The organism is Collinsella aerofaciens, assembly GCF_040910265.1.
GTDB lineage: Bacteria > Actinomycetota > Coriobacteriia > Coriobacteriales > Coriobacteriaceae > Collinsella > Collinsella aerofaciens_BK.
This window is the reverse complement of sequence record NZ_JBDGAW010000009.1, coordinates 1-18,437: the sequence shown is the minus strand read 5'-3', so window position 1 is coordinate 18,437 and position 18,437 is coordinate 1. Positions and strand designations below refer to the sequence as shown.

General features: G+C 61.8%; 20 protein-coding genes. 1 reads left to right on the top strand and 19 read right to left on the bottom strand.

The window, feature by feature from the left end; genetic code table 11:
- Positions 1-79: 79 nt before the first annotated feature.
- The 11 genes from rnhB to rpsP all read right to left on the bottom strand — a co-directional run bounded on the left by rnhB (position 80) and on the right by rpsP (position 11,032).
- Positions 80-868, bottom strand: coding sequence for a ribonuclease HII (rnhB, locus tag AB5Z14_RS05280; RefSeq protein ID WP_368130592.1), 789 nt, complete (start codon positions 866-868; stop codon positions 80-82).
- 93 nt (positions 869-961) lie between these two features.
- A complete protein-coding gene (rplS, locus tag AB5Z14_RS05275) occupies positions 962-1,303 on the bottom strand; it encodes a 50S ribosomal protein L19 (RefSeq protein ID WP_006236098.1) in 342 nt (113 codons plus the stop codon).
- A 209-nt stretch (positions 1,304-1,512) separates the two neighbouring features.
- On the bottom strand, positions 1,513-4,263 hold the full coding sequence (ppdK, locus tag AB5Z14_RS05270) for a pyruvate, phosphate dikinase (RefSeq protein ID WP_368130590.1): 2,751 nt from the start codon (positions 4,261-4,263) through the stop codon (positions 1,513-1,515).
- 297 nt (positions 4,264-4,560) lie between these two features.
- A complete protein-coding gene (locus tag AB5Z14_RS05265) occupies positions 4,561-5,436 on the bottom strand; it encodes a pyruvate, water dikinase regulatory protein (protein WP_368130589.1) in 876 nt (291 codons plus the stop codon).
- 34 nt (positions 5,437-5,470) lie between these two features.
- The gene (glyS, locus tag AB5Z14_RS05260; protein WP_368130588.1) at positions 5,471-7,567 is read right to left on the bottom strand and encodes a glycine--tRNA ligase subunit beta; all 2,097 of its coding nucleotides are present in this window, start codon (positions 7,565-7,567) and stop codon (positions 5,471-5,473) included.
- A gap of 3 nt (positions 7,568-7,570) precedes the next feature.
- Positions 7,571-8,482: a glycine--tRNA ligase subunit alpha gene (locus tag AB5Z14_RS05255; protein ID WP_117820562.1), complete on the bottom strand. Its 912-nt coding sequence runs from the start codon at positions 8,480-8,482 to the stop codon at positions 7,571-7,573.
- A 59-nt stretch (positions 8,483-8,541) separates the two neighbouring features.
- Positions 8,542-9,105: a signal peptidase I gene (lepB, locus tag AB5Z14_RS05250; RefSeq protein WP_368130586.1), complete on the bottom strand. Its 564-nt coding sequence runs from the start codon at positions 9,103-9,105 to the stop codon at positions 8,542-8,544.
- A 2-nt stretch (positions 9,106-9,107) separates the two neighbouring features.
- On the bottom strand, positions 9,108-9,866 hold the full coding sequence (trmD, locus tag AB5Z14_RS05245; protein ID WP_368130584.1) for a tRNA (guanosine(37)-N1)-methyltransferase TrmD: 759 nt from the start codon (positions 9,864-9,866) through the stop codon (positions 9,108-9,110).
- A gap of 10 nt (positions 9,867-9,876) precedes the next feature.
- Positions 9,877-10,368 (bottom strand): ribosome maturation factor RimM, encoded by a 492-nt coding sequence (gene rimM, locus AB5Z14_RS05240; RefSeq protein ID WP_368130641.1) that lies wholly within the window; start codon positions 10,366-10,368, stop codon positions 9,877-9,879.
- A 34-nt stretch (positions 10,369-10,402) separates the two neighbouring features.
- Positions 10,403-10,648: a KH domain-containing protein gene (locus tag AB5Z14_RS05235; RefSeq protein WP_171021534.1), complete on the bottom strand. Its 246-nt coding sequence runs from the start codon at positions 10,646-10,648 to the stop codon at positions 10,403-10,405.
- A gap of 42 nt (positions 10,649-10,690) precedes the next feature.
- Positions 10,691-11,032, bottom strand: coding sequence for a 30S ribosomal protein S16 (rpsP, locus tag AB5Z14_RS05230; protein ID WP_022094749.1), 342 nt, complete (start codon positions 11,030-11,032; stop codon positions 10,691-10,693).
- Between the two features lie 201 nt (positions 11,033-11,233).
- On the opposite strand from rpsP, the gene dinB reads away from it, so the two are divergent.
- Complete coding sequence (gene dinB, locus AB5Z14_RS05225; protein ID WP_199570628.1) at positions 11,234-12,487, top strand: DNA polymerase IV; 1,254 nt, start codon at positions 11,234-11,236, stop codon at positions 12,485-12,487.
- Between the two features lie 98 nt (positions 12,488-12,585).
- On the opposite strand, the gene rsfS is transcribed toward dinB, so the two are convergent.
- From rsfS to AB5Z14_RS05185, 8 genes are all read right to left on the bottom strand, one after another.
- On the bottom strand, positions 12,586-13,041 hold the full coding sequence (gene rsfS, locus AB5Z14_RS05220) for a ribosome silencing factor (protein WP_117786060.1): 456 nt from the start codon (positions 13,039-13,041) through the stop codon (positions 12,586-12,588).
- A 28-nt stretch (positions 13,042-13,069) separates the two neighbouring features.
- Positions 13,070-13,603, bottom strand: coding sequence for a bis(5'-nucleosyl)-tetraphosphatase (symmetrical) YqeK (yqeK, locus tag AB5Z14_RS05215; RefSeq protein ID WP_438265654.1), 534 nt, complete (start codon positions 13,601-13,603; stop codon positions 13,070-13,072).
- Positions 13,604-13,689: 86 nt separating this feature from the next.
- Positions 13,690-14,367 carry a nicotinate-nucleotide adenylyltransferase gene (gene nadD / locus AB5Z14_RS05210; RefSeq protein ID WP_055249998.1) on the bottom strand — a complete coding sequence of 226 codons (678 nt, stop codon included), beginning with the start codon at positions 14,365-14,367 and terminating at the stop codon, positions 13,690-13,692.
- 3 nt (positions 14,368-14,370) lie between these two features.
- Complete coding sequence (gene obgE / locus AB5Z14_RS05205) at positions 14,371-15,837, bottom strand: GTPase ObgE (RefSeq protein ID WP_172674577.1); 1,467 nt, start codon at positions 15,835-15,837, stop codon at positions 14,371-14,373.
- Between the two features lie 84 nt (positions 15,838-15,921).
- On the bottom strand, positions 15,922-16,179 hold the full coding sequence (gene rpmA / locus AB5Z14_RS05200; protein ID WP_006236075.1) for a 50S ribosomal protein L27: 258 nt from the start codon (positions 16,177-16,179) through the stop codon (positions 15,922-15,924).
- A 33-nt stretch (positions 16,180-16,212) separates the two neighbouring features.
- Positions 16,213-16,587, bottom strand: coding sequence for a 50S ribosomal protein L21 (gene rplU / locus AB5Z14_RS05195; RefSeq protein WP_035138585.1), 375 nt, complete (start codon positions 16,585-16,587; stop codon positions 16,213-16,215).
- Between the two features lie 67 nt (positions 16,588-16,654).
- Entirely contained in the window at positions 16,655-17,467 is an 813-nt protein-coding gene (locus AB5Z14_RS05190; RefSeq protein WP_099431827.1) for a TIGR03936 family radical SAM-associated protein, read from the bottom strand.
- Positions 17,464-18,437, bottom strand: a 974-nt coding sequence (locus AB5Z14_RS05185) for a radical SAM protein (protein WP_368130581.1), incomplete at its 5' end; no start/stop codon positions are given. The genes AB5Z14_RS05190 and AB5Z14_RS05185, both read right to left, overlap by 4 nt.

Below are 18,437 nucleotides of genomic sequence, written 5' to 3'. Positions count from 1 at the left end.
GTATGCAACAATCACGTTGCATACGGCCCGCCACCAGCAGGTTTATAAAACGCCAGAGGTCCCTGTCTCCACAATTGAGTTAGAAAAGGCGCTCAGTCTGCAAAAAGTTTCCGCAAAAGCTAACGCGGTGCAGCGGACAAAGTCCGTGTTTGCGAATCGCCTCGATGTGTTCGGGGCTTGCGTAACCCTTCGATTCGGCCAGATGGTACTCGGGATACTCGGCATCGTACTCGACCATCATCTCGTCACGCGTGACCTTGGCCATAATGGAGGCGGCGGCGATGCAGGCGATCTTGGCATCGCCCTTCACCATGTCACGCTCGTTGGGAACGGCGCCCAAGGGGTTGCCATCCATAAGCACGCAATCGGGCTCGAGCCCCGTATCGGCCACAGCACCCGCGACAGCAGCGCGGATGGCGCGGGCCATACCCATATCATCGATATCCGCGGGAGCGATATGGCAAAAACCGATTGCGGTCGCCACCTCGGAAATCTTCACCGAGAGCAGCTCACGACGCGCCGGCGTGAGCTTTTTGGAATCATTGATGCCCCAAACGCGCGGCTCCATGGGAAGGCACACGGCGCACACCGTCAAGGGACCGGCCACCGAGCCGCGCCCCACCTCGTCGACACCCACGACCACACCATCGCCACCGAGTTCGTGCATAAGCTCATACATGCCGTTGACGCGCTCGCGCTCGGCAAGTTCCTTGGCATGGCGCTTAAGAGCACGCTCGCAAGCCTTGATCACCTGCTGGCGCGGGTCCTCGCGATAATGCTCCACGAGGGCGGGGATCTCCTCAAACGTAGCGCTCGCCAACTCACCGGCAACCTGCGATGCCGAAACCGAGCTCGTCATATTGGCCATACCAGGCCCTCCTTGCATGCAAATCAGATAAAAAGAAGGGCCACCCGAAGGTGACCCTTGTGTCCAAACGAGTGGACAGACGCTGCAATCTTCTTAGCGCTTCTCGGGGATGCGAGCAGCCTTGCCCACCTTGTCGCGGAGGTAGTACAGCTTGGCGCGACGGACGCGACCATGACGAACGACCTCGAGCTTGGCGATCTTGGGGCTGTGAAGCGGGAAGGTACGCTCAACACCGACACCGAAGGACATCTTGCGGACGGTGAAGGTCTCGCGGGCACCGGCGCCGGCCATGCGGATGACGTCGCCCTGGAAGACCTGAATGCGCTCGCGGTCGCCTTCCTTAATGCGGTAGTGAACCTTGACGTTGTCGGCGACGCGAACCTGAGGAATGTCCTCGCGGATCTGCTGACGCTCGATTGCGCGGATGTAATCCATGTGCAATTCCTTACTCTTCTAGAGGTGCCGTACCACCTTGGCCGGCACGTAGTTGAACAAACGTATTCGAGTATACACGCGCGGGTTTCTGCTGCAAGAACAATTTTTTGCGCAGACAAAAAGACAAAACCCGCACATGATAACCGCCCGTCTCACGAATGAGACGGGCGGCATGAAGGGGGCTACGCTAGGCGTCTAAACCCAAAACGTTAGGCGGAACGCTTGGCCTCGAGCTTGGCCTGAGCGGCAGCCAGGCGCGCGAGGGGCACGCGATAGGGCGAGCAGGACACGTAGTCCACGTCGGCCACGTTAAACAGGCCCTTGATGGACTTGGGGTCGCCGCCGTGCTCGCCGCACACGCCAAAGTGCATGTCGGGATTGGTGGCGCGGCCCTTCTCGACGGCCAAGCGCACGAGCTCCAGCACCGCCGCGTCGATGGTCTCGAAGGGGTTGTCTTTCAGGATCTTTTTATGCATGTACAGCGGGATGAACTTGGCCTCGGCGTCATCGCGCGAGAAGCCAAAGGTCGTCTGGGTGAGGTCGTTGGTGCCAAAGCAGAAGAAGTCGGCATGATGGGCGATCTCGTCAGCGACCATGCAGGCACGCGGCAGCTCGAGCATCGTGCCCACGGGAATATTGAGCTCGACGCCTTCCTCGGCGGAAACCTCGGCGATCACGCGCTCGATAACCTCGCGGGTCTGGACATGCTCGGCCGTGATGGAAACGAGCGGAACCATGATCTCGGGGCGCGGGTCGACACCCTCCTTGATAAGGCGGGCAGCGGCCGTGGCGACGGCGCGAACCTGCATGAGCGGCAGATCGCCAAAGACGACGGACAGGCGCACGCCGCGCAAGCCCAGCATGGGGTTGGACTCGACCATGCCGTCAATGCGACGCAGGCGGGCGCGCAGGGCAGTGAGCTCCTCCTCGGGAGCGCCGGCGGCCTCCTTCTTGGTGATGGCGACCTCGAGCTCGCGAGGATTATCCAGGAACTCATGAAGCGGCGGATCGAGCAGGCGGACGACCACATCGCGACCGGACATGGTCTTGAACATCGCCAGGAAGTCCTCGGTCTGAACCTTGAGCAAGTCGGCCAGGGCCTGCTGCTTCACGGCCTCATCGTCAGACAGGATAAAGCTCTGGATGATGTTCTTGCGATCGCCCAGGAACATGTGCTCGGTGCGGCACAGACCGATGGCCTCGGCGCCAAACTCGAGCGCGAGCGCAGCATCCTCGGGGTTGTCGGCGTTGACGCGCACGTGGTTGGCGTGACCGTCGGTCTCGTCCAAACGGATCTCATCGGCCCAAGACAGGATGGTGTCCAGGTCGCCGGTGAGCTCTGCAGAGACCAGGTCGACCGCGCCGTCGACGACGATACCCTGGGTGCCGTCGATGGAGATGACATCGCCCTCGCGCAGCACGCGGTCGCTGCCCTCGATGCGCACGACCTTCTCTGCCGCGTCAATGTGGAAGCGCTCAACGCCGCAAACGCAGGGCGTACCCATGCCGCGGGCGATAACGGCGGCGTGGCTCGTTTTGCCACCGTGGCTGGTCAGGATGCCCTCTGCGGCGACCATGCCCTTCAGGTCGTCGGGGTTGGTCTCCCAGCGGACCAGAATGACCTTGTGGCCCTCGGCGGAACGCGCGACGGCGTCATCACTCGAGAACACGACCTCGCCCACGGCGGCACCAGGGCTGGCGTTAAGGCCGCTGGCCAGGGCCTCGTACTTCTTGGAGGCGTCGAACTGCGGGTGCAGGAGCTGGTCGAGCTGCGCGGGATCGATGCGGCTCACAGCCTCCTCGCGGGTGATGAGGCCCTCCTCGACCATTTCGATAGCAATGCGCAGGGCGGCAGTGGCGGTGCGCTTGCCCACGCGGGTCTGGAGCATCCAGAGCTTGCCCTGCTCGATGGTAAACTCGATATCGCACATATCGCGGTAATGATCCTCGAGCGTCAGGAACACGCGCTCGAGCTCCTCGCCTGCGGACTCGAGGCCCGAGGTGGTCTTGAGGTCGGCGATGGGCTCGGTGTTTCGGATGCCGGCGACGACGTCCTCGCCCTGGGCATTCACCAAAAAGTCGCCATAGAACTCCTTGGTGCCGTCGGCCGGGTTGCGCGTAAAGGCGACGCCGGTCGCAGAGGTCTCGCCCTTGTTGCCAAAGGCCATGGCCTGGACGTTGACGGCGGTGCCGAGCTCGTCGGAAATGCCGTGCTGCTTGCGGTAGATGCAGGCGCGCTCGTTCATCCAGCTGCCAAAGACGGCCTGGATGGCAAGGCGCAGCTGGAGCTCCGGATCGTGCGGGAAAACGGGCTTACCGTCGGCGACCTCGAGCTCGGGATACAGGGTCGCCTCGACGTTCTCGGAGAAGATGCCCTTAAAGGTCTCGACGAGCTCCTGCAGGTCCTCGGCCGAAAGCTCGGAATCGACACGAACGCCGGCGACCAGGCGGGCCTGGGTCAGGGCGTTCTCGAATAGGTCGGCGTCGACGCCCATGACGACGTTGGAGAACATCTGGATAAAGCGACGGTAGCTGTCCCAGGCAAAGCGCGGGTTCTGCGTCTGCGCGATAAGACCCTGGACGGAATCGTCGTTGAGGCCCAGGTTGAGGACCGTGTCCATCATGCCGGGCATGGAGAACGGAGCGCCCGAGCGAACCGACACGAGCAGCGGATCGGAGGCATCGCCGAGTTTCTTGCCGCAACGGGCCTCGAGGTCCGCCTCGGCGGCAACGATCTCATCGAGTGCGCCTTCGGGCCAGACGTTGCCGGCACCGGAGTACTCGACACAGGTCTGGCAGGTAATGGTAAAGCCACCGGGAACCGGCAGGCCGATGCGGCTCATCTCGGCAAGGTTTGCGCCCTTGCCGCCAAGCACGAAGTTCATGGACTTGTCGCCCTCAGTGACACAGGTGCCCTGGGCGTCGGTTCCAAAACGGTAAACCCTCTTGCAATCGCTCACGATACTTCCCCTTCCATGCACTTACGCGCACGACCGTGGTAACGAATCGACCCGCCGAATGCGAGCCGTGAGGGTACTATACGGCGGGTTTTGGGCGGGCTTGCGCAGAGGGCGCGGGGGTTGGTAAACGTGGTAAAAATGGCGGTAAACGGTAGGTAAAGTTGGTTACCTTATGAAGATACCAATGCAAGATGCTTGCAGGTCAAATGCTAGTTTATTGCTAAATCGCTTTACCAATATCGTGCATTATTTTTAGGTAGTCTTTTAGAGACGGGCATTTTTAGCTACCCCAATAAGCTAGCTTTGCTGGGCTCGGTGGGCGGCGCGGCGGGCACGGGCATCTTGGATTTCCTCCAAGTGGCTAATGATCTCGGCAGCGCTTTCCTCGATGGCCTTGCCATCGGTACGCACCACAAAGCAGCCTAGGCGCTTCATGAGGGCACGGGCTTCCTCAAGCTCGCTGCGCACACTCTCGGGCTCGGCATAGGAACCGGCAACGGCGCGGGCGTAGTCATCGCCCAGGCGACTATCACGAATCTCGGAGATCACATCGACGGTCGAAATTAAACCGAACAGGCGCATCGGGTCGACCTCGTAGATCGACTTGGGCGGCTCCATGCCGTGCGCCAGCGGAACGTTGGCGACCTTATAGCCCTGGTAAGCCAGATACATCGACAGCGGTGTCTTGGACGTACGAGACACACCCAGCAGCACGATATCGGCTCCCGACAGGTCGTCACAACCGCGTCCGTCATCATGCTCGACAAAGTACTCCATGGCCTCGATGCGATGGAAGTAGCGGTCGTCCGTCTTATGGATCACACCCGCCACGCCCTTGGGCGCAACGCCGATGAGCGAAGACAGCACGGCAAGCGTAGGGCCGATCAGGTCAACCGAACGGATATGCAGCATGCCCAGGTAATCGAGCACGCGAGCACGAAGGGCCGGGTCGACGATGGTGTGAAACACGGCGATATCGCGATGGTCTGCATCCACGCGCGGACCGACAAACGACTCGACCTGCTCCACCGAGGTCACCTTGGGCAGGCGCAAAACACGAAAAGCCCCTTCATCAAATTGCCCGGACGCCGCAAGCACCACCTCGCAAGCGGTATCTCCGAGCGAGTCGGAGATAACGATGACGGTGGGACGAGCGGTGACCGGGCAATCCATGCGGGGCTCCTTTTGCGCTTACGCGCAGGCTGGCTTACTTTTTGCGGGCAAGCTCACCGATGTTGGCGATGCCGGAGAAAACGGCCTCGAAGCGGTTGAGCAGCTTAAGGCGATTATCGCGGAGCTGCTCGTCCTTGTCCATGACCATGACCTCGTCGAAGAAACGGTCGATGGGCGCGCGCAGGGCTGCCAGGGCGGCAAACGCGGCCGGATAATCCTCGGTGGCGAGAGCGGCGTCAACGGCGGTCTGAGCGACCTCGGAGGCATCGGCCAGCGCAAGCTCGACCTCGCCCATCAGGCTGCGGTCATACTCCGCGCCCAGCTCGGGCTTGGAGATATGCGCAGCGCGGGCATAGGCCGTGGCCAGGTTGTCAAAGGTCTCGGCGTCGTTCTTGCGGGCCTCGTCCAGGGCGGCGCAGCGGGCGAAGAAGACGGACGGGGCGATGATGTGCACCGCGGAGACGGCGGCAACGGTATCGGCCGGAATCTTCTCGTCGCGGGCCATGCTCACCAGGCGACCATGGAAGAAGTCGCGGACCTGCTGGGCAACCTCGGCAGCGTCAAAGGCAATGCCCTGCTCGGTATAGAGCTCAAGGGCGAAATCGATGAGCGACGTGGGGTCGATCGGCAGACGGTCGCGCAGGATGTTAATGATGCCGATGGCGGCACGGCGCAGCGCGTACGGGTCGGAAGAGCCGGTCGGGGGCTCGCCGATGGCAAAGATACCGGCAATGGTATCGAGCTTGTCAGCGCAGGCCACGATGCAGCCGGCGGTACCCTCGGGTAGCTCGTCGCCGGCAAAGCGGGGACGATAGTGATCGCGGATGGCGCGGGCGACCTCGTCGTTCTCCCCCATCGCGGTGGCGTAGTAACCGCCCATCACACCCTGCTGGCTCGTGAACTCGACGACGGCGTTGGACACCAAGTCGGCCTTGCACAGGTGTGCGGCGCGACCGGCATCGGCGGCCAAGTGAGCACCCAGGTGAGCCTCACGGGCAATAGCGAGCGCGAGCTGCTCAATACGCTCGGATTTGGCGAGCACGCTGCCGAGCTTCTCCTGGAAGGCGACCTTGGCCAGACGCTCACGGAACTCGTCGAGGGAGATCTTCAGGTCCTCCTCATAGAAGAACTTGGCGTCGTCCAGGCGAGCACGCACGACGCGCTCGTTGCCGTCGATCACGCGCTCGGCGTTCTCGGGTTTGCTATTCGAGACGATCACGAACTCACGCGTCAGCTTGCCCTCGCCGTCATAGATCGGGAAGTAGCGCTGGTTGGTGAGCATGGACTCGCAGATGATCTCGTGCGGAACCTTGAGGAACTCCTCATCGAAGGTACCGACGAGCACCGTCGGCCACTCGCAGAGGTTGATGACCTCCTCGAAGACCTTCTTGGGCGTGTCAACATGACAGCCGGGACGGGCAGCCTCGACCTCGGCGATGCCGGCGAGGATGGCCTCGCGACGGCGCTCGGCGGAGAGCACGCCGGCGTCCTCGAGCACCCGCTCGTAGACGGCGGGGCTGGCGACCACGTGGTCACCGGGGCCCAGGACGCGATGGCCGCGCGTGGTGTTGCCGCTCGTCACGTCTGCAAACGACACGGGCACGACGTCCTCGCCCAGAAGGCAGCAGATCCAGCGGACCGGACGCACGAACGTGGCGTGCTCGTGGCCCCAGCGCTGGGAGCGGTAGTTGGGCCACTGCAGGCCGGCGATGGTCTTCTCGCACAGGGCCGTCAGGATCGGGGTAGCCGGGGCAGAAGGAATGTTCTTCTCGGCAAAGACGTACTCGCGACCGTCGGTGTCCTCGCGGCGCACCAGGTCCTCGGCAGCCACGCCGCACTTGCGGGCGAAGCCCTGGGCGGCCTTGGTGGCGTTACCGTCGGCGTCGAAGGCGATGTTTGCCGCGGGACCGCGCTTGACCTCGTGGACCTCATCGGTCGCGGTGGCGACATCGGCAACGAGCGCGGCAAGACGACGCGGGCTCGAGATCACGCGGACCTCGCCGTGGGCCAGACCGGCCTCGTCGAGACCCTTGGCGATCATGGTACCAAGCTGCTTGACGGCATTGTTCAGCGGTGCGGAGGGCATTTCCTCCGTACCGATCTCAAACAGGAAATCCTTAGCGTCTGCCATGGCTTACGCCACCTCGCCTTCCTGGTCGGCATTCTCGTTGATTCCGGCGACCTCGGCCATGTAGGCCTCGCAGCACGCCTTGGCGACGGCGCGGACGCGCAGGATGTAGTTTGCGCGCTCAACCGCGGAGAGCGCACCGCGGGCATCGAGCAGGTTGAAGGCGTGGCTGCACTTCATGACGCAGTCATATGCCGGCAGCGGAAGCTTGCGCTCCAGGCAGGAGTGGCACTCGGCCTCGTAGTCATCAAACTTCTGACGCATCATCTCGACGTTTGCGACCTCAAAGTTGTAGGCGCTGAACTCGCGCTCGTTCTCGAGGAACACGTCACCGTAGGTCATGGGCGTACCGTCGGGCAGGTAGCTCCACACCAGGTCGTAGACGGAGTTGACGCCCTGCGCATACATGGCGATACGCTCCAGGCCGTAGGTGATCTCGACGGGCACGGGGTCGACCTCGATGCCGCCCACCTGCTGGAAGTACGTAAACTGCGTGACCTCCATGCCGTTGAGCCAGACCTCCCAGCCAAGACCCCAGGCGCCGAGCGTCGGGCTCTCCCAGTCGTCCTCGACAAAGCGGACGTCATGGTCGTTGGGGTCCAGGCCGATAGCGGCCAGCGAACCCAGGTAGAGCTCCTGGGCGTTGACCGGCGAGGGCTTGATGAGCACCTGGAACTGATAGTAGTGCTGCATGCGGTTGGGGTTCTCGCCGTAGCGGCCGTCGGCAGGACGGCGGCAGGGCTGCGCATAGCAGGTGCGCCACTCGGCGGGACCGAGCGAGCGCAGCGTGGTCGCGGTATGGAAGGTACCGGCACCGACCTCGGAGTCATAGGGCTGCATAATGACGCAGCCCTGCTCGCCCCAGTACTGCTGGAGGCGCAGGATGATGTCTTGGAAGGAAAGCGATGAAGCGTTCATGCCTCTAATATCCCCTCGTCGAAACGATTACACGGTTAGATACTGTACTATAGCGGTTTTTAGTCGATAGCGCCGATGCGGTTGAGCGGCCAGTAGCGAACAAGCGCCACGGCAATCAGATCGGAGCGGTCGACCGGACCAAAGTAGCGCGAGTCGGCAGAGTTCTCTCGGTTGTCGCCCATCACCCACACACAGTCATCAGGGACGGTGTAGGGATAGCTCACCTGGGCAGCGGGCGCTTGGACCGAAAGCTGCCAGCTCATGCCCGTCGTATAGTCCTCGTCGAGCGCCTGGCCGTCAACGACCACCTTGCCGTCCTGCAGGTCAACCGTCTGGCCGGCCGTGGCAATAACGCGCTTGACAAGAACATCATGCTCGGAGGTGCCATCGGGGTTGTGAAACACCACGATATCGCCCTGCTTGACGGGCTGACCGAGCTCGAGGCTCACCTTTTGCGCCAGGATCTGGTCGCCAATCTCGATTGTGTCCTCCATAGAGCCGGTGGGCACCACAAAGGGCTCGACCACAAAGGTGCGGATCAGGAAGGTGGCCACAAGCGCGATCGCGATGACCGCGATCCACTCAAAAGCGCCCCTCAACGCGGAATGTTGCGTAGGAACCATACTCACTCCTCGCTCTGCGAATACGAAGCGTCAAGGATCTCCTGCGCGTAAGCACGCTCCTCGGGCGTGAGCCGCGCAGTCTCGATCAGGTCGGGACGCCAGCGGCAGGTACGCTCGATGGCGTTCTTGCGACGCCACGCATCGACCTTGGCGTGGTCGCCGCTCACGAGCACCGGAGGCACGCCCTCGCCGTTAAACTCGGCGGGACGGGTGTACTGCGCGTACTCGAGCAGGCCACCGTCCTCGGCAGTCGAGAACGACTCGTCCACGTTGCTCATCTCGTCGCCCAGGGCACCGGGAATGAGACGAACGACGGCGTCGGCCACGACCATAGCGGGCAGCTCACCGCCCGTGAGCACGTAGTCGCCAATCGACAGACGCTCGTCGGCATACGCATACGCGCGCTCGTCGACACCCTCGTAACGACTGCACACGAACAGCAAGCGCTCGCTTTTAAGCAGGCGCTCTGCCACATGCTGCGTGAAGGGCTCGCCACAGGGCGTAAAGAACACCACGGTTGGCTTGGGACCCTCGGCACGAATGGACTCGATGGCCTCGGTAATAGGCTCGACCTTCATGAGCATGCCCTGCCCGCCGCCGTACGGCTCGTCATCGACGGTACGATGGCGGTCGTGCGTCCAGTCGCGCAGGTTATACGCCTTAAAATCAAAAAGGCCGGCCTTGCGGGCGCGGCCCAAAATCGATGTGGACATGACGGGCTCAAACATCTCGGGAAAGACCGAAAGGGTCTCAATCAGCATGTTGTCCTCCCTACTTGTCCATATCGATCAGGCCGTCCATAACGTGGACGGAAATTGTTCCTGTGTCGGGAAGATCGAGCACAACCTGCTCGATCACGGGAATCAGTACCTCGCCGTACCGATCACCCTCGACAACCCAAACATCGTTAGCGGGCGTCGACATGATCTCGACGATCGTGCCGAGTGAACCGAAGCGCTCGTCGACCACCTCGCGACTCATAAGGTCGGTATAGGCGGCGTCGAGTGAATCGAGCTCAAAATCGTCACGATTTGCCAACACATAGCATCCCGTGATGCCCTCGGCGGCCGTCAAGTCGTCAATGCCCTCAAACGAGACCAGATCGCCATCGCCCGTATCGGAGACGGACACGACCGTGCAAAAGCGATCGCGCTTGAGCGCCGGCGGCGTCAGGGCGACGCGCATACCCGGCTCTAATACAGAAGGAAGCCCCCGCAGCGGCTGCGCGAGGACCTCCCCCTTCCTTCCGTGCGGCTTGACCACACGGGCGATGTTTTTGTACTGGGACCTCAAGGTCCTAGCCCAGAACCTCTACCTCGACAGCAGTGTCGAGGCGAGCGGCCAGTGCACGGGCGAGCGTGCGAATGGCCTTGATGGTACGGCCACGACGGCCGATGACCTTAGCGACGTCATCCTCGGCGACAGAAACCTCAATCGTAGAGGCGTCGTCACCATCGATGACCTCAAGGCTCACGGAATCCGGGTCGTCGACGATCTGAACAACGAGATATTCGACGAGATCGGCGATGCGATCTGAGAGCATTGCCTCACCCTCGAGCTGTGCAGCGTCAACCTCAGGCACGATTTACTCCTCGGCGCCCTCAGCGGCCTCAGCGGCAGCCTTAGCGGCCTCAGCCTCTTTGGCGAGCTGCTTCTTGGACTTCTTGACGACGGTCTCGGTCTTCTCGCCCTCGTTGGCGGCCTTGACCAGAGCGGCGACGGCGTCGGTGAGCTGAGCGCCCTTGGACTGCCAGTCGGCGATCTTCTCGAGGTCGAGGTTGATGGTCTTGGGGGCGGTCATCGGGTTGTAGCGGCCAACCTCCTCGATGATACGACCGTCACGCGGGGCGCGGGAATCGGCGACGACGACACGGTAGTACGGACGCTTCTTAGCGCCGTGACGAGCAAGGCGAATCTTGACTGCCAAAGGAAACTCCTCCAACCAAGCAGCTTTAGGCTGCAACTACAAACAAACAGTTGAACATAATACGCCATCGACGCGGGCAGGTGAAGTCCGTGAGACCAACTTCTTCGGTGTAGTCGAGGGCAAATCCATATCTTAGACAAGAATTCGGGATTTGCAAGCACATACACGCACCCCACATGAGCTGCGCGGTATACTCATGACATGGAAAGACGCGAACATACATACGGTTATGAGGATGCCATGGGCGTCACGCCGCCTCCCTGGACGGGTCCGGCGGTGGGCCTCATGGACCTCGATGCGTTTTTTGCGAGCGTGGAGATGCTCGATCATCCCGAATGGCGCGGAAAGCCGCTCATCGTGGGCGGAGACGCCGATTCGCGTGGCGTCGTGTCCACGTGTTCGTATGAGGCACGTCGCTTTGGCGTGCGCTCTGCCATGGCCTCGGCCGAGGCGCGGCGCTTGTGCCCGCAAGCCATTTGGACGCACGGGCACTTTGATCGCTACCGCGAGGTGAGCGCGCAGGTCATGGCGATTCTTGCCGAGGAGACGCCGCGCGTTGAGCGCGTATCCATCGACGAAGCCTTTATCGATATCACACCGGGTCGCTTTGCGCCCGAGGACCCACTGCTGGTTGCACGGCGTATAAGCGACCGTGTGGCAGCGCTGGGAGTGACGTGCTCCATTGGCGTGGGCTGCAACAAGACGGTCGCAAAGATCGCAAGCGAGCGGGATAAGCCGTTTGGGCTGACCATCGTGCGCCCCGGAACCGAGCAGCGCTTTTTGGCCGCGCTGCCGGTATCTGCCATGAGCGGCATCGGGCGCTCGGCCGAGGAGCGGCTGCGCCGTATGCGCATCTACACGCTCGGCGAGCTGTCACGCGCGCCGGAATCCACCTTGGCCTCTATTTTTGGCGTCAACGGCGAACGTATGCGTCAGCGTGCGCTGGGACTTGAAATCTCCGAAGTCACGAGTCTCGATGAAGAGCGCAAGATCAAGTCGGTCAGCAATGAACGCACCTTTGCGAAAGATTTAACTGAGCGCGGAGACATCGAAGCGGCGATTGCGCTGTTGGGCGAGTCAGTTGGACGCCGCCTGCGCCGTCAGGGACTGACGGGCGGCACGGTAACGCTCAAGCTTAAGTATTCGTATGGCAGCGGGCGTACGGCACAGCGCCGGCTGCCTCATCCGACCGACGATGAGAATATCTTCGTGGCGGTTGCACTCGAACTGCTCGACAACATCTGGCAGGAAGGCATGCATGTTCGCTTAGCGGGCATCGGCATGAGCGACTTCGACCACCAAGGCGGCATCCAGACCGACCTGTTCTGCGAAGTCGACGACCGCGGAGCCCAATCGAGCGACCGTCGCGACCTCTCCGTCGCGATCGATGCCGTCCGAGACAAGTTCGGCGACACCGCCCTATCTTTCGGCCGCCAATCCCGCTTCAACGATTAACCGCCTTTGGGCAAAAAGAAAGCCGGGCAGGTACGGAAAACCGCAACTGCCCGGCAAAATGCGCGAGGCCAACTAAAAGCCCCGTATCAAATGAGCCACTAGAGGAGGTCGAGGGGGAGCTGGGGGGCGTCACCCCAGAGCTTTTCTAGGCGGTAGAAGTCGCGGGCTTCGGGAGTGAAGACGTGGACGACGACCGAGCCGTAGTCCATGAGCATCCAGGTCTTCTGCTCGCGGCCCTCAATGGAGAACGGATGCTCGCCGCAAGCCTCGGCGACCTTCTCCTCGATCTCGTCGACGATCGAATCGACCTGACGGTTATTGGTGCCGGTGGCGAGCACAAAGTAGTCGCACACGTCGGAGAGCTCGGTCAGGTCGAGCACTTGCACGTCCTCGCCCTTCTTGTCGTAGGCGGCCTGCGCGGCGGCACGGGCGACATCCTCGGCGGCGACACCGCTCGCGGACAGCGAGGCGGCGGTGCGGTCGGACGTGGCAGCGAAACTCTTGTGCTCCACACCTTCAAGAATCTGCTCGTCAGTCATGGTCTCGTCGGCCATGGAATACCTCTTTCTAGACACACCCGAGCTAGCGCAGCTGGGCGTAATGGTTGTAAATCGTAATAGCCGTGGGATAAAGATAGCGCCCGGACTGGATCACATAGACCAGACCCTGCGCAAAACAGGAGAAGAACAACTCATCGAGCGAGGACTTCCCCACCATCTCGCGCAGCGCATGGGCATAGTCGCCGTGACGGTTGGGCTCGATGGCATCTGCCACAAAGACCACCATATCGAGCGGCGTCATGTCGCAGGCACCCACGGTGTGACGGTCGACAGCCTGGAAAACGGCCGGCGACAGCTCGGGGAAAAGCTGCGGAAGCTCATAGGCGGCAACAGGGCCATGCAAAAGCGGCGTCGCGGCGGAAGGAGAGCCGGCAACCTTGATGCCATAGTGAAGCGCGCGGGCCACGAGCTCGTCATCGGAAAGCACCTTGTCCCAGTCGTGGATCAAGCCGGCGGCAGCGGCATCAAAGCGGTCAACGCCGTAGACCTCGGCCAGATGAAGTGCGGTCTCGGCAACACCCAGCGAATGCACATAGCGCTTGCGCTTATCTTTCATGCGAACATCGAGCAGCTTTTGAATGCGCTTGAGCAGCGCGCGCTCATCGCCTTCAAACTGATCCTCTACCGACAACGTAGCCCCCATCACTCAAAATCTTCTTGACCCAGATCGACATACAAACTGCGCTTGCGAATGTAGCCGAGCACAGACTCGCTCGTAAGATAGCGCACGCTCATGCCGCGGGCAACTCGCTTACGAATGTTCGTCGAGCTGATCGCCAGCGCCGGAATCTGAATATAGCGCACATCGAACGGCAGCCCCGACTCTTTGATTCGGGCACGCGCCGTATCGATATCAAAACCCGGTCGCGTCGCCGCAATAAAGGTAGCAAGCTCAGCGATTCGCTCGGCATCATGCCAGGTCACAATATCGATAATCGCGTCAGCGCCCGTAATAAAGTAGAGCTTTACCTGCGGCGGGTAAAAGTCGCGAAGGGCATGAAGCGTATCGGCCGTATAGGTTACACCCGGACGGTCAATCTCGAACCGGCTCGCCAAAAAGGCGGGGTTCGCGGCGGTGGCGAGGACCGTCATGGCATAACGGTCCTCGGCAGGCGTCACCGGCTTGTCAAGCTTAAAGGCGGGAGAGCCCGCCGGCATAAAGAGCACGGCATCCAAGTCGAGCGACTCGCGCGCCTGCTCGGCAGTCACCAGGTGCCCGTAATGAATCGGGTCGAATGTGCCGCCCATAATGCCAAGCCGAAACTCTTTGCCCTCTTTTATGGGCAGCTCGGGCAAACCGATTCCACCGCGCAGCGACATGGCTTACTCGCCCTCCGAGGTCTCGGCATCGTCCGCGGCATCCGCCGCATCGATAGCCTCGACGCCCTCATCCGCAGCATCGGCCACGTCAATGGCCTCAACGGCAACGTCCTCGCCAGCGTCCTCGAGCTCCTCGTACTCCGAGAAGTCCTCAGCGCCCTCAAAGTCAAAGGCACGCTGGCAAATGCGGACCTCGTCGCCCGCACGGCAACCGGCCTTCTCGAGCGCGTCGTCAACACCCATACGCGCAAACTTATGCTGCAGGTAGATGACGGCTTCCTCGTTTTCCCAGTCGGTCTGGATGACCATGCGCTCAATCGCGCGACCGACCACACGGAAGGCACCGGGCTCTTCCTGGACAATGCGGAAACGTTTCTCGCGCTGCAGACGGCGGCGCTCCCACTCCTCGTCGCGCAGATCGACCGGCTCATCACAGACCGCCAGCTCGGCGCGAAGCTTAGCAACCTGCTCGCCGACGGCAAGCATCAGCGTATTGAGACCGGCACCCGTCACGGCGGACACGGCAAAGAACATATGGCCGTCGTCGAGTGCCGCACGCTTAAGGTCGGCAATCTTGTCGGCCGTGCCCGGCGCATCGCACTTGTTGGCGACGACGATCTGCGGACGCTCCGAAAGCTCGGCGCCATACTGCTCGAGCTCACGGTTGATAATGTGGTAATCCTCAACCGGATCGCGATCCTCAAAACCGCCCGTCATGTCGACGACATGCATGATCAGGGCCGTACGCTCAATGTGGCGCAGGAACTGGTGGCCCAGGCCACGGCCCTCGCTCGCGCCCTCGATCAAACCAGGAACGTCGGCAACGACGTAAGAATACTCACCGGCACGCACCATGCCGAGGTTCGGCACGAGCGTTGTAAACGGATAGTCGGCGATCTTGGGACGGGCGGCACTCATGCGCGCGATAAGCGAGGACTTGCCCACCGAGGGAAAGCCCACGAGTGCGGCATCGGCCATAAGCTTCATCTCGAGCTCAATCCAGTGCTCCTCGGCCGGTTCGCCCAGCTGAGCGAACGCGGGCGCGCGGCGCACCGACGTCACAAAGTGCGTGTTGCCCAGGCCGCCGGCGCCACCGGGCGCCACGACAACGCGCTCGCCGTCGTGCACAAGATCGGCAATCTCGAACATCGGGGTCTGCGTCTCAGGATCGAGCTCGCGTACCACGGTGCCCATGGGAACCTTCAGGATCAGGTCCTCGCCGCTCTTGCCATTGCGACGAGCGCCCTGGCCGTGCGTGCCGCGCTCGGCGCGGAAGTGATGCTTAAAGCGGTAATCGATCAGCGAAGACAGCTGAGCATCGGCCTGGATGACGACATTGCCGCCACGACCGCCGTCGCCGCCATCGGGGCCGCCCTTGGGGACAAATGCCTCGCGCCTAAACGACATGCATCCGGCTCCGCCGTCGCCGCCGCACACGTTAATGCGGCTGATATCGGTGAACTGTGACAACAGAATCGCCTCCTACAAAAAGAGGGAGACCCTTGAATCCTAAAACTCAAGTGCCTCCCACATATGTGCTCTATGAAGGGTGAATTACGCGTTCGCGAGCGGGCGTACGCTGACCCTGTGCTTGATACCCTTGTGGAACTCAACGGTACCGTCGACCAGCGCGAACAGCGTGTCGTCCTTGCCACGGCCAACGTTCTCACCCGGGTGGATGTGCGTGCCGTGCTGACGGACGAGAATCGTGCCCGTGGTTACCGTCTGGCCGGCATAGCGCTTCGTGCCAAGGCGCTGACCGCGGGAGTCACGGCCATTACGGGAGGAACCGAGTCCTTTTTTGTGTGCCATTGTGTATACCTACTCTTTCGTTACGAGTGTAATCTACTCGGCGACGGGAGCCTCGGCAACAGCCTCGGCCTCTGCCTTGACAGCCTTCTTGGCGCGGGACGTAGCCTGGACCTTCACAATCTTCAGCTTGGTGAGCTGCTGACGGTGACCCTTCAGACGACGATAGCGCTTACGCTTGTGGAACTTGAAGACCAGCTGCTTCTCGCCCTTGAACTGCTCAACGATCTGAGCGGTAACCTTGGCCTTGGCCAGCTTGTCGGGATCGGTGACGATCTTCTTACCATCGTTGAGGAAGATGACCGGCAGGGTGACCTTGTCGCCCTCATTGCCCTCGATCTTCTCGACGGTGATGACATCGTCGGTGGCGACCTTGTACTGCTTGCCGCCCGTGTTAACGATTGCGTACATGTTTACTTGCCCTTCATGCATCAGTTAGTGCAACAGCCGAATATAGTAGCAGGCGAAAATACCCCCGTCAACGAGTATGTGGAGCAAATCCACAAGTTCGCACAGGTATGGGGCTGACGAGTCGGCCCTCGTCGTCCTCGCATGCTTGATTCTGACGCTCGACATCGTAGGAGCAGATGGTCACGAGGTCTTGCATACCGGTGGAAACAATAGGTGCATCCACGCCCGGGGTCAAGCCCTGCAACAAAACATCAGCAGCGGAAAGCAAAATTTCCGGACGCATGGAGCCCTCGTTGTCGGCATGGGTGTCGAGCATGAGCACCAAATGGTCCGGGCGCTCCCCCGCCGTGAGCTCATAGCCCACGAGCGTGTGATCCAAATCCAAGCGCTTGCTCTTTTTGCCGCGCGCGTAGTCGATGCCATGGTCCGCGCGCAGCGTGTCGATCGCACGACGCACCTCGTCGGCGCTTACGGGCGCCTCGGGATCCAAGTGCAGGTCGATGCGATACGACAGACGCGTGAGTTGCGCCGTCAACGCCGGCGTGCGCACGTCGATGTACGCCGCCTCGATGGGCGCCAGATCGGCCGGAGACGCCGCAGCCAGGCGCCCAAACGCCTCGTCGAGCGCCACGAACTCGGTCATAAACAGGTCATACCACTCGCAGGTCGACGACGTACCCACCGGTAGCGCCGAAGAGAAGCCCACGCGCATGTGCGGAGAGAAGCCCTGCGTGACGGCATAGGGAAGTCCCGCACGGCGCACGATGCGCTCAATGGTATGGATTACTTCGAGATGGCCCAGGTACTTAAGGCGATCGCGCTTGCCATAGCGAACACGAAGCCTAAAGAGCGTGGGGTTGTCGGTCAGGCGCTCACTCATGCGCGATCACCCATCAATACATTCTTGGCGTGGAGCGTGGGGCAGATTCCGCAGCCTGTGCACGATGTGCGGGTGCAGTCGGGAGTCGTGACACCCTCGAGCGAGCGACGGTACTCGCGCTCGAGGAAGCCGCGCGTGCAGCCGGGGCTCACGTGCTCCCACGGCAGGCGCCAGTCCAACTCGTAGGGCAGGTGCACAAGCTCATTGAGGTCGATGCCGTTTTTGGCAGCAGCCTCCTTCCAGTTATCGAGCGAGAAATGCTCCACCCAGGCGTCAAAGCGCGAGCCCGCACGCCAGGCATCGAGGATGACGGGCGTCATATCGCGACCGGCGCGAGACAGCGCGGCCTCGATGAGCGAGGTCTCGGCATCGTGGTAATGCACGCGAACGGCACGGTTACGCACACTCGTGATAAGCAGCTTCTGGCGCCGCTTGACGTCGTCGTAGTCGAGCTGCGGGCACCACTGAAACGCAGTAGCTGCCTTGGGGATAAACACCGAAACCGAAATGGAGACCGAGATAGAGCCGCGGCGCGCCTTGGGCACCACGGAACGACCGAGCTCCAGCACGTGATCGGCCAGATTGGCGATAGCCACGATGTCCTCGTCGCGCTCGCCGGGAAGGCCCATCATAAAGTAGAGCTTCATACGGTTCCAGCCAGCCTCGAAAGCCGCCTTGGCCGCACGGTCCAGGTCCTCCTCGGTCACGTTCTTATTGATGATGTCGCGCATGCGCTGGCTGCCGGCCTCGGGAGCAAACGTCAGGCCGCCCTTCTTTTCGCCGGCGACCGACTCGGCCATATCCACGCCAAACGAATCCAGGCGCTGCGACGGAATAGACACGCGAATACCCGTATCCTCCAGGCGACGGTTGAGCCTGCCGAGCACATCGCGGATGCAGGAGTGGTCGGTCGTGGAGAGCGAGGTCAGCGACACCTCGTCATAGCCGGTCTTTTCCAGACCCTGAATCA

What these genes read in the sequence shown, in the direction of transcription:
- rnhB (WP_368130592.1), bottom strand. Translation starts at nt 868, where the DNA reads ATGGCCAATATGACGAGCTCGGTTTCGGCATCGCAGGTTGCCGGTGAG.
- rplS (WP_006236098.1), bottom strand. Translation starts at nt 1,303, where the DNA reads ATGGATTACATCCGCGCAATCGAGCGTCAGCAGATCCGCGAGGACATT.
- AB5Z14_RS05265 (WP_368130589.1), bottom strand. Translation starts at nt 5,436, where the DNA reads ATGGATTGCCCGGTCACCGCTCGTCCCACCGTCATCGTTATCTCCGAC.
- glyS (WP_368130588.1), bottom strand. Translation starts at nt 7,567, where the DNA reads ATGGCAGACGCTAAGGATTTCCTGTTTGAGATCGGTACGGAGGAAATG.
- AB5Z14_RS05255 (WP_117820562.1), bottom strand. Translation starts at nt 8,482, where the DNA reads ATGAACGCTTCATCGCTTTCCTTCCAAGACATCATCCTGCGCCTCCAG.
- lepB (WP_368130586.1), bottom strand. Translation starts at nt 9,105, where the DNA reads ATGGTTCCTACGCAACATTCCGCGTTGAGGGGCGCTTTTGAGTGGATC.
- trmD (WP_368130584.1), bottom strand. Translation starts at nt 9,866, where the DNA reads ATGCTGATTGAGACCCTTTCGGTCTTTCCCGAGATGTTTGAGCCCGTC.
- AB5Z14_RS05235 (WP_171021534.1), bottom strand. Translation starts at nt 10,648, where the DNA reads ATGCTCTCAGATCGCATCGCCGATCTCGTCGAATATCTCGTTGTTCAG.
- dinB (WP_199570628.1), top strand. Translation starts at nt 11,234, where the DNA reads ATGGAAAGACGCGAACATACATACGGTTATGAGGATGCCATGGGCGTC.
- rsfS (WP_117786060.1), bottom strand. Translation starts at nt 13,041, where the DNA reads ATGGCCGACGAGACCATGACTGACGAGCAGATTCTTGAAGGTGTGGAG.
- yqeK (WP_438265654.1), bottom strand. Translation starts at nt 13,603, where the DNA reads ATGAAAGATAAGCGCAAGCGCTATGTGCATTCGCTGGGTGTTGCCGAG.
- nadD (WP_055249998.1), bottom strand. Translation starts at nt 14,367, where the DNA reads ATGTCGCTGCGCGGTGGAATCGGTTTGCCCGAGCTGCCCATAAAAGAG.
- rpmA (WP_006236075.1), bottom strand. Translation starts at nt 16,179, where the DNA reads ATGGCACACAAAAAAGGACTCGGTTCCTCCCGTAATGGCCGTGACTCC.
- rplU (WP_035138585.1), bottom strand. Translation starts at nt 16,587, where the DNA reads ATGTACGCAATCGTTAACACGGGCGGCAAGCAGTACAAGGTCGCCACC.
- AB5Z14_RS05190 (WP_099431827.1), bottom strand. Translation starts at nt 17,467, where the DNA reads ATGAGTGAGCGCCTGACCGACAACCCCACGCTCTTTAGGCTTCGTGTT.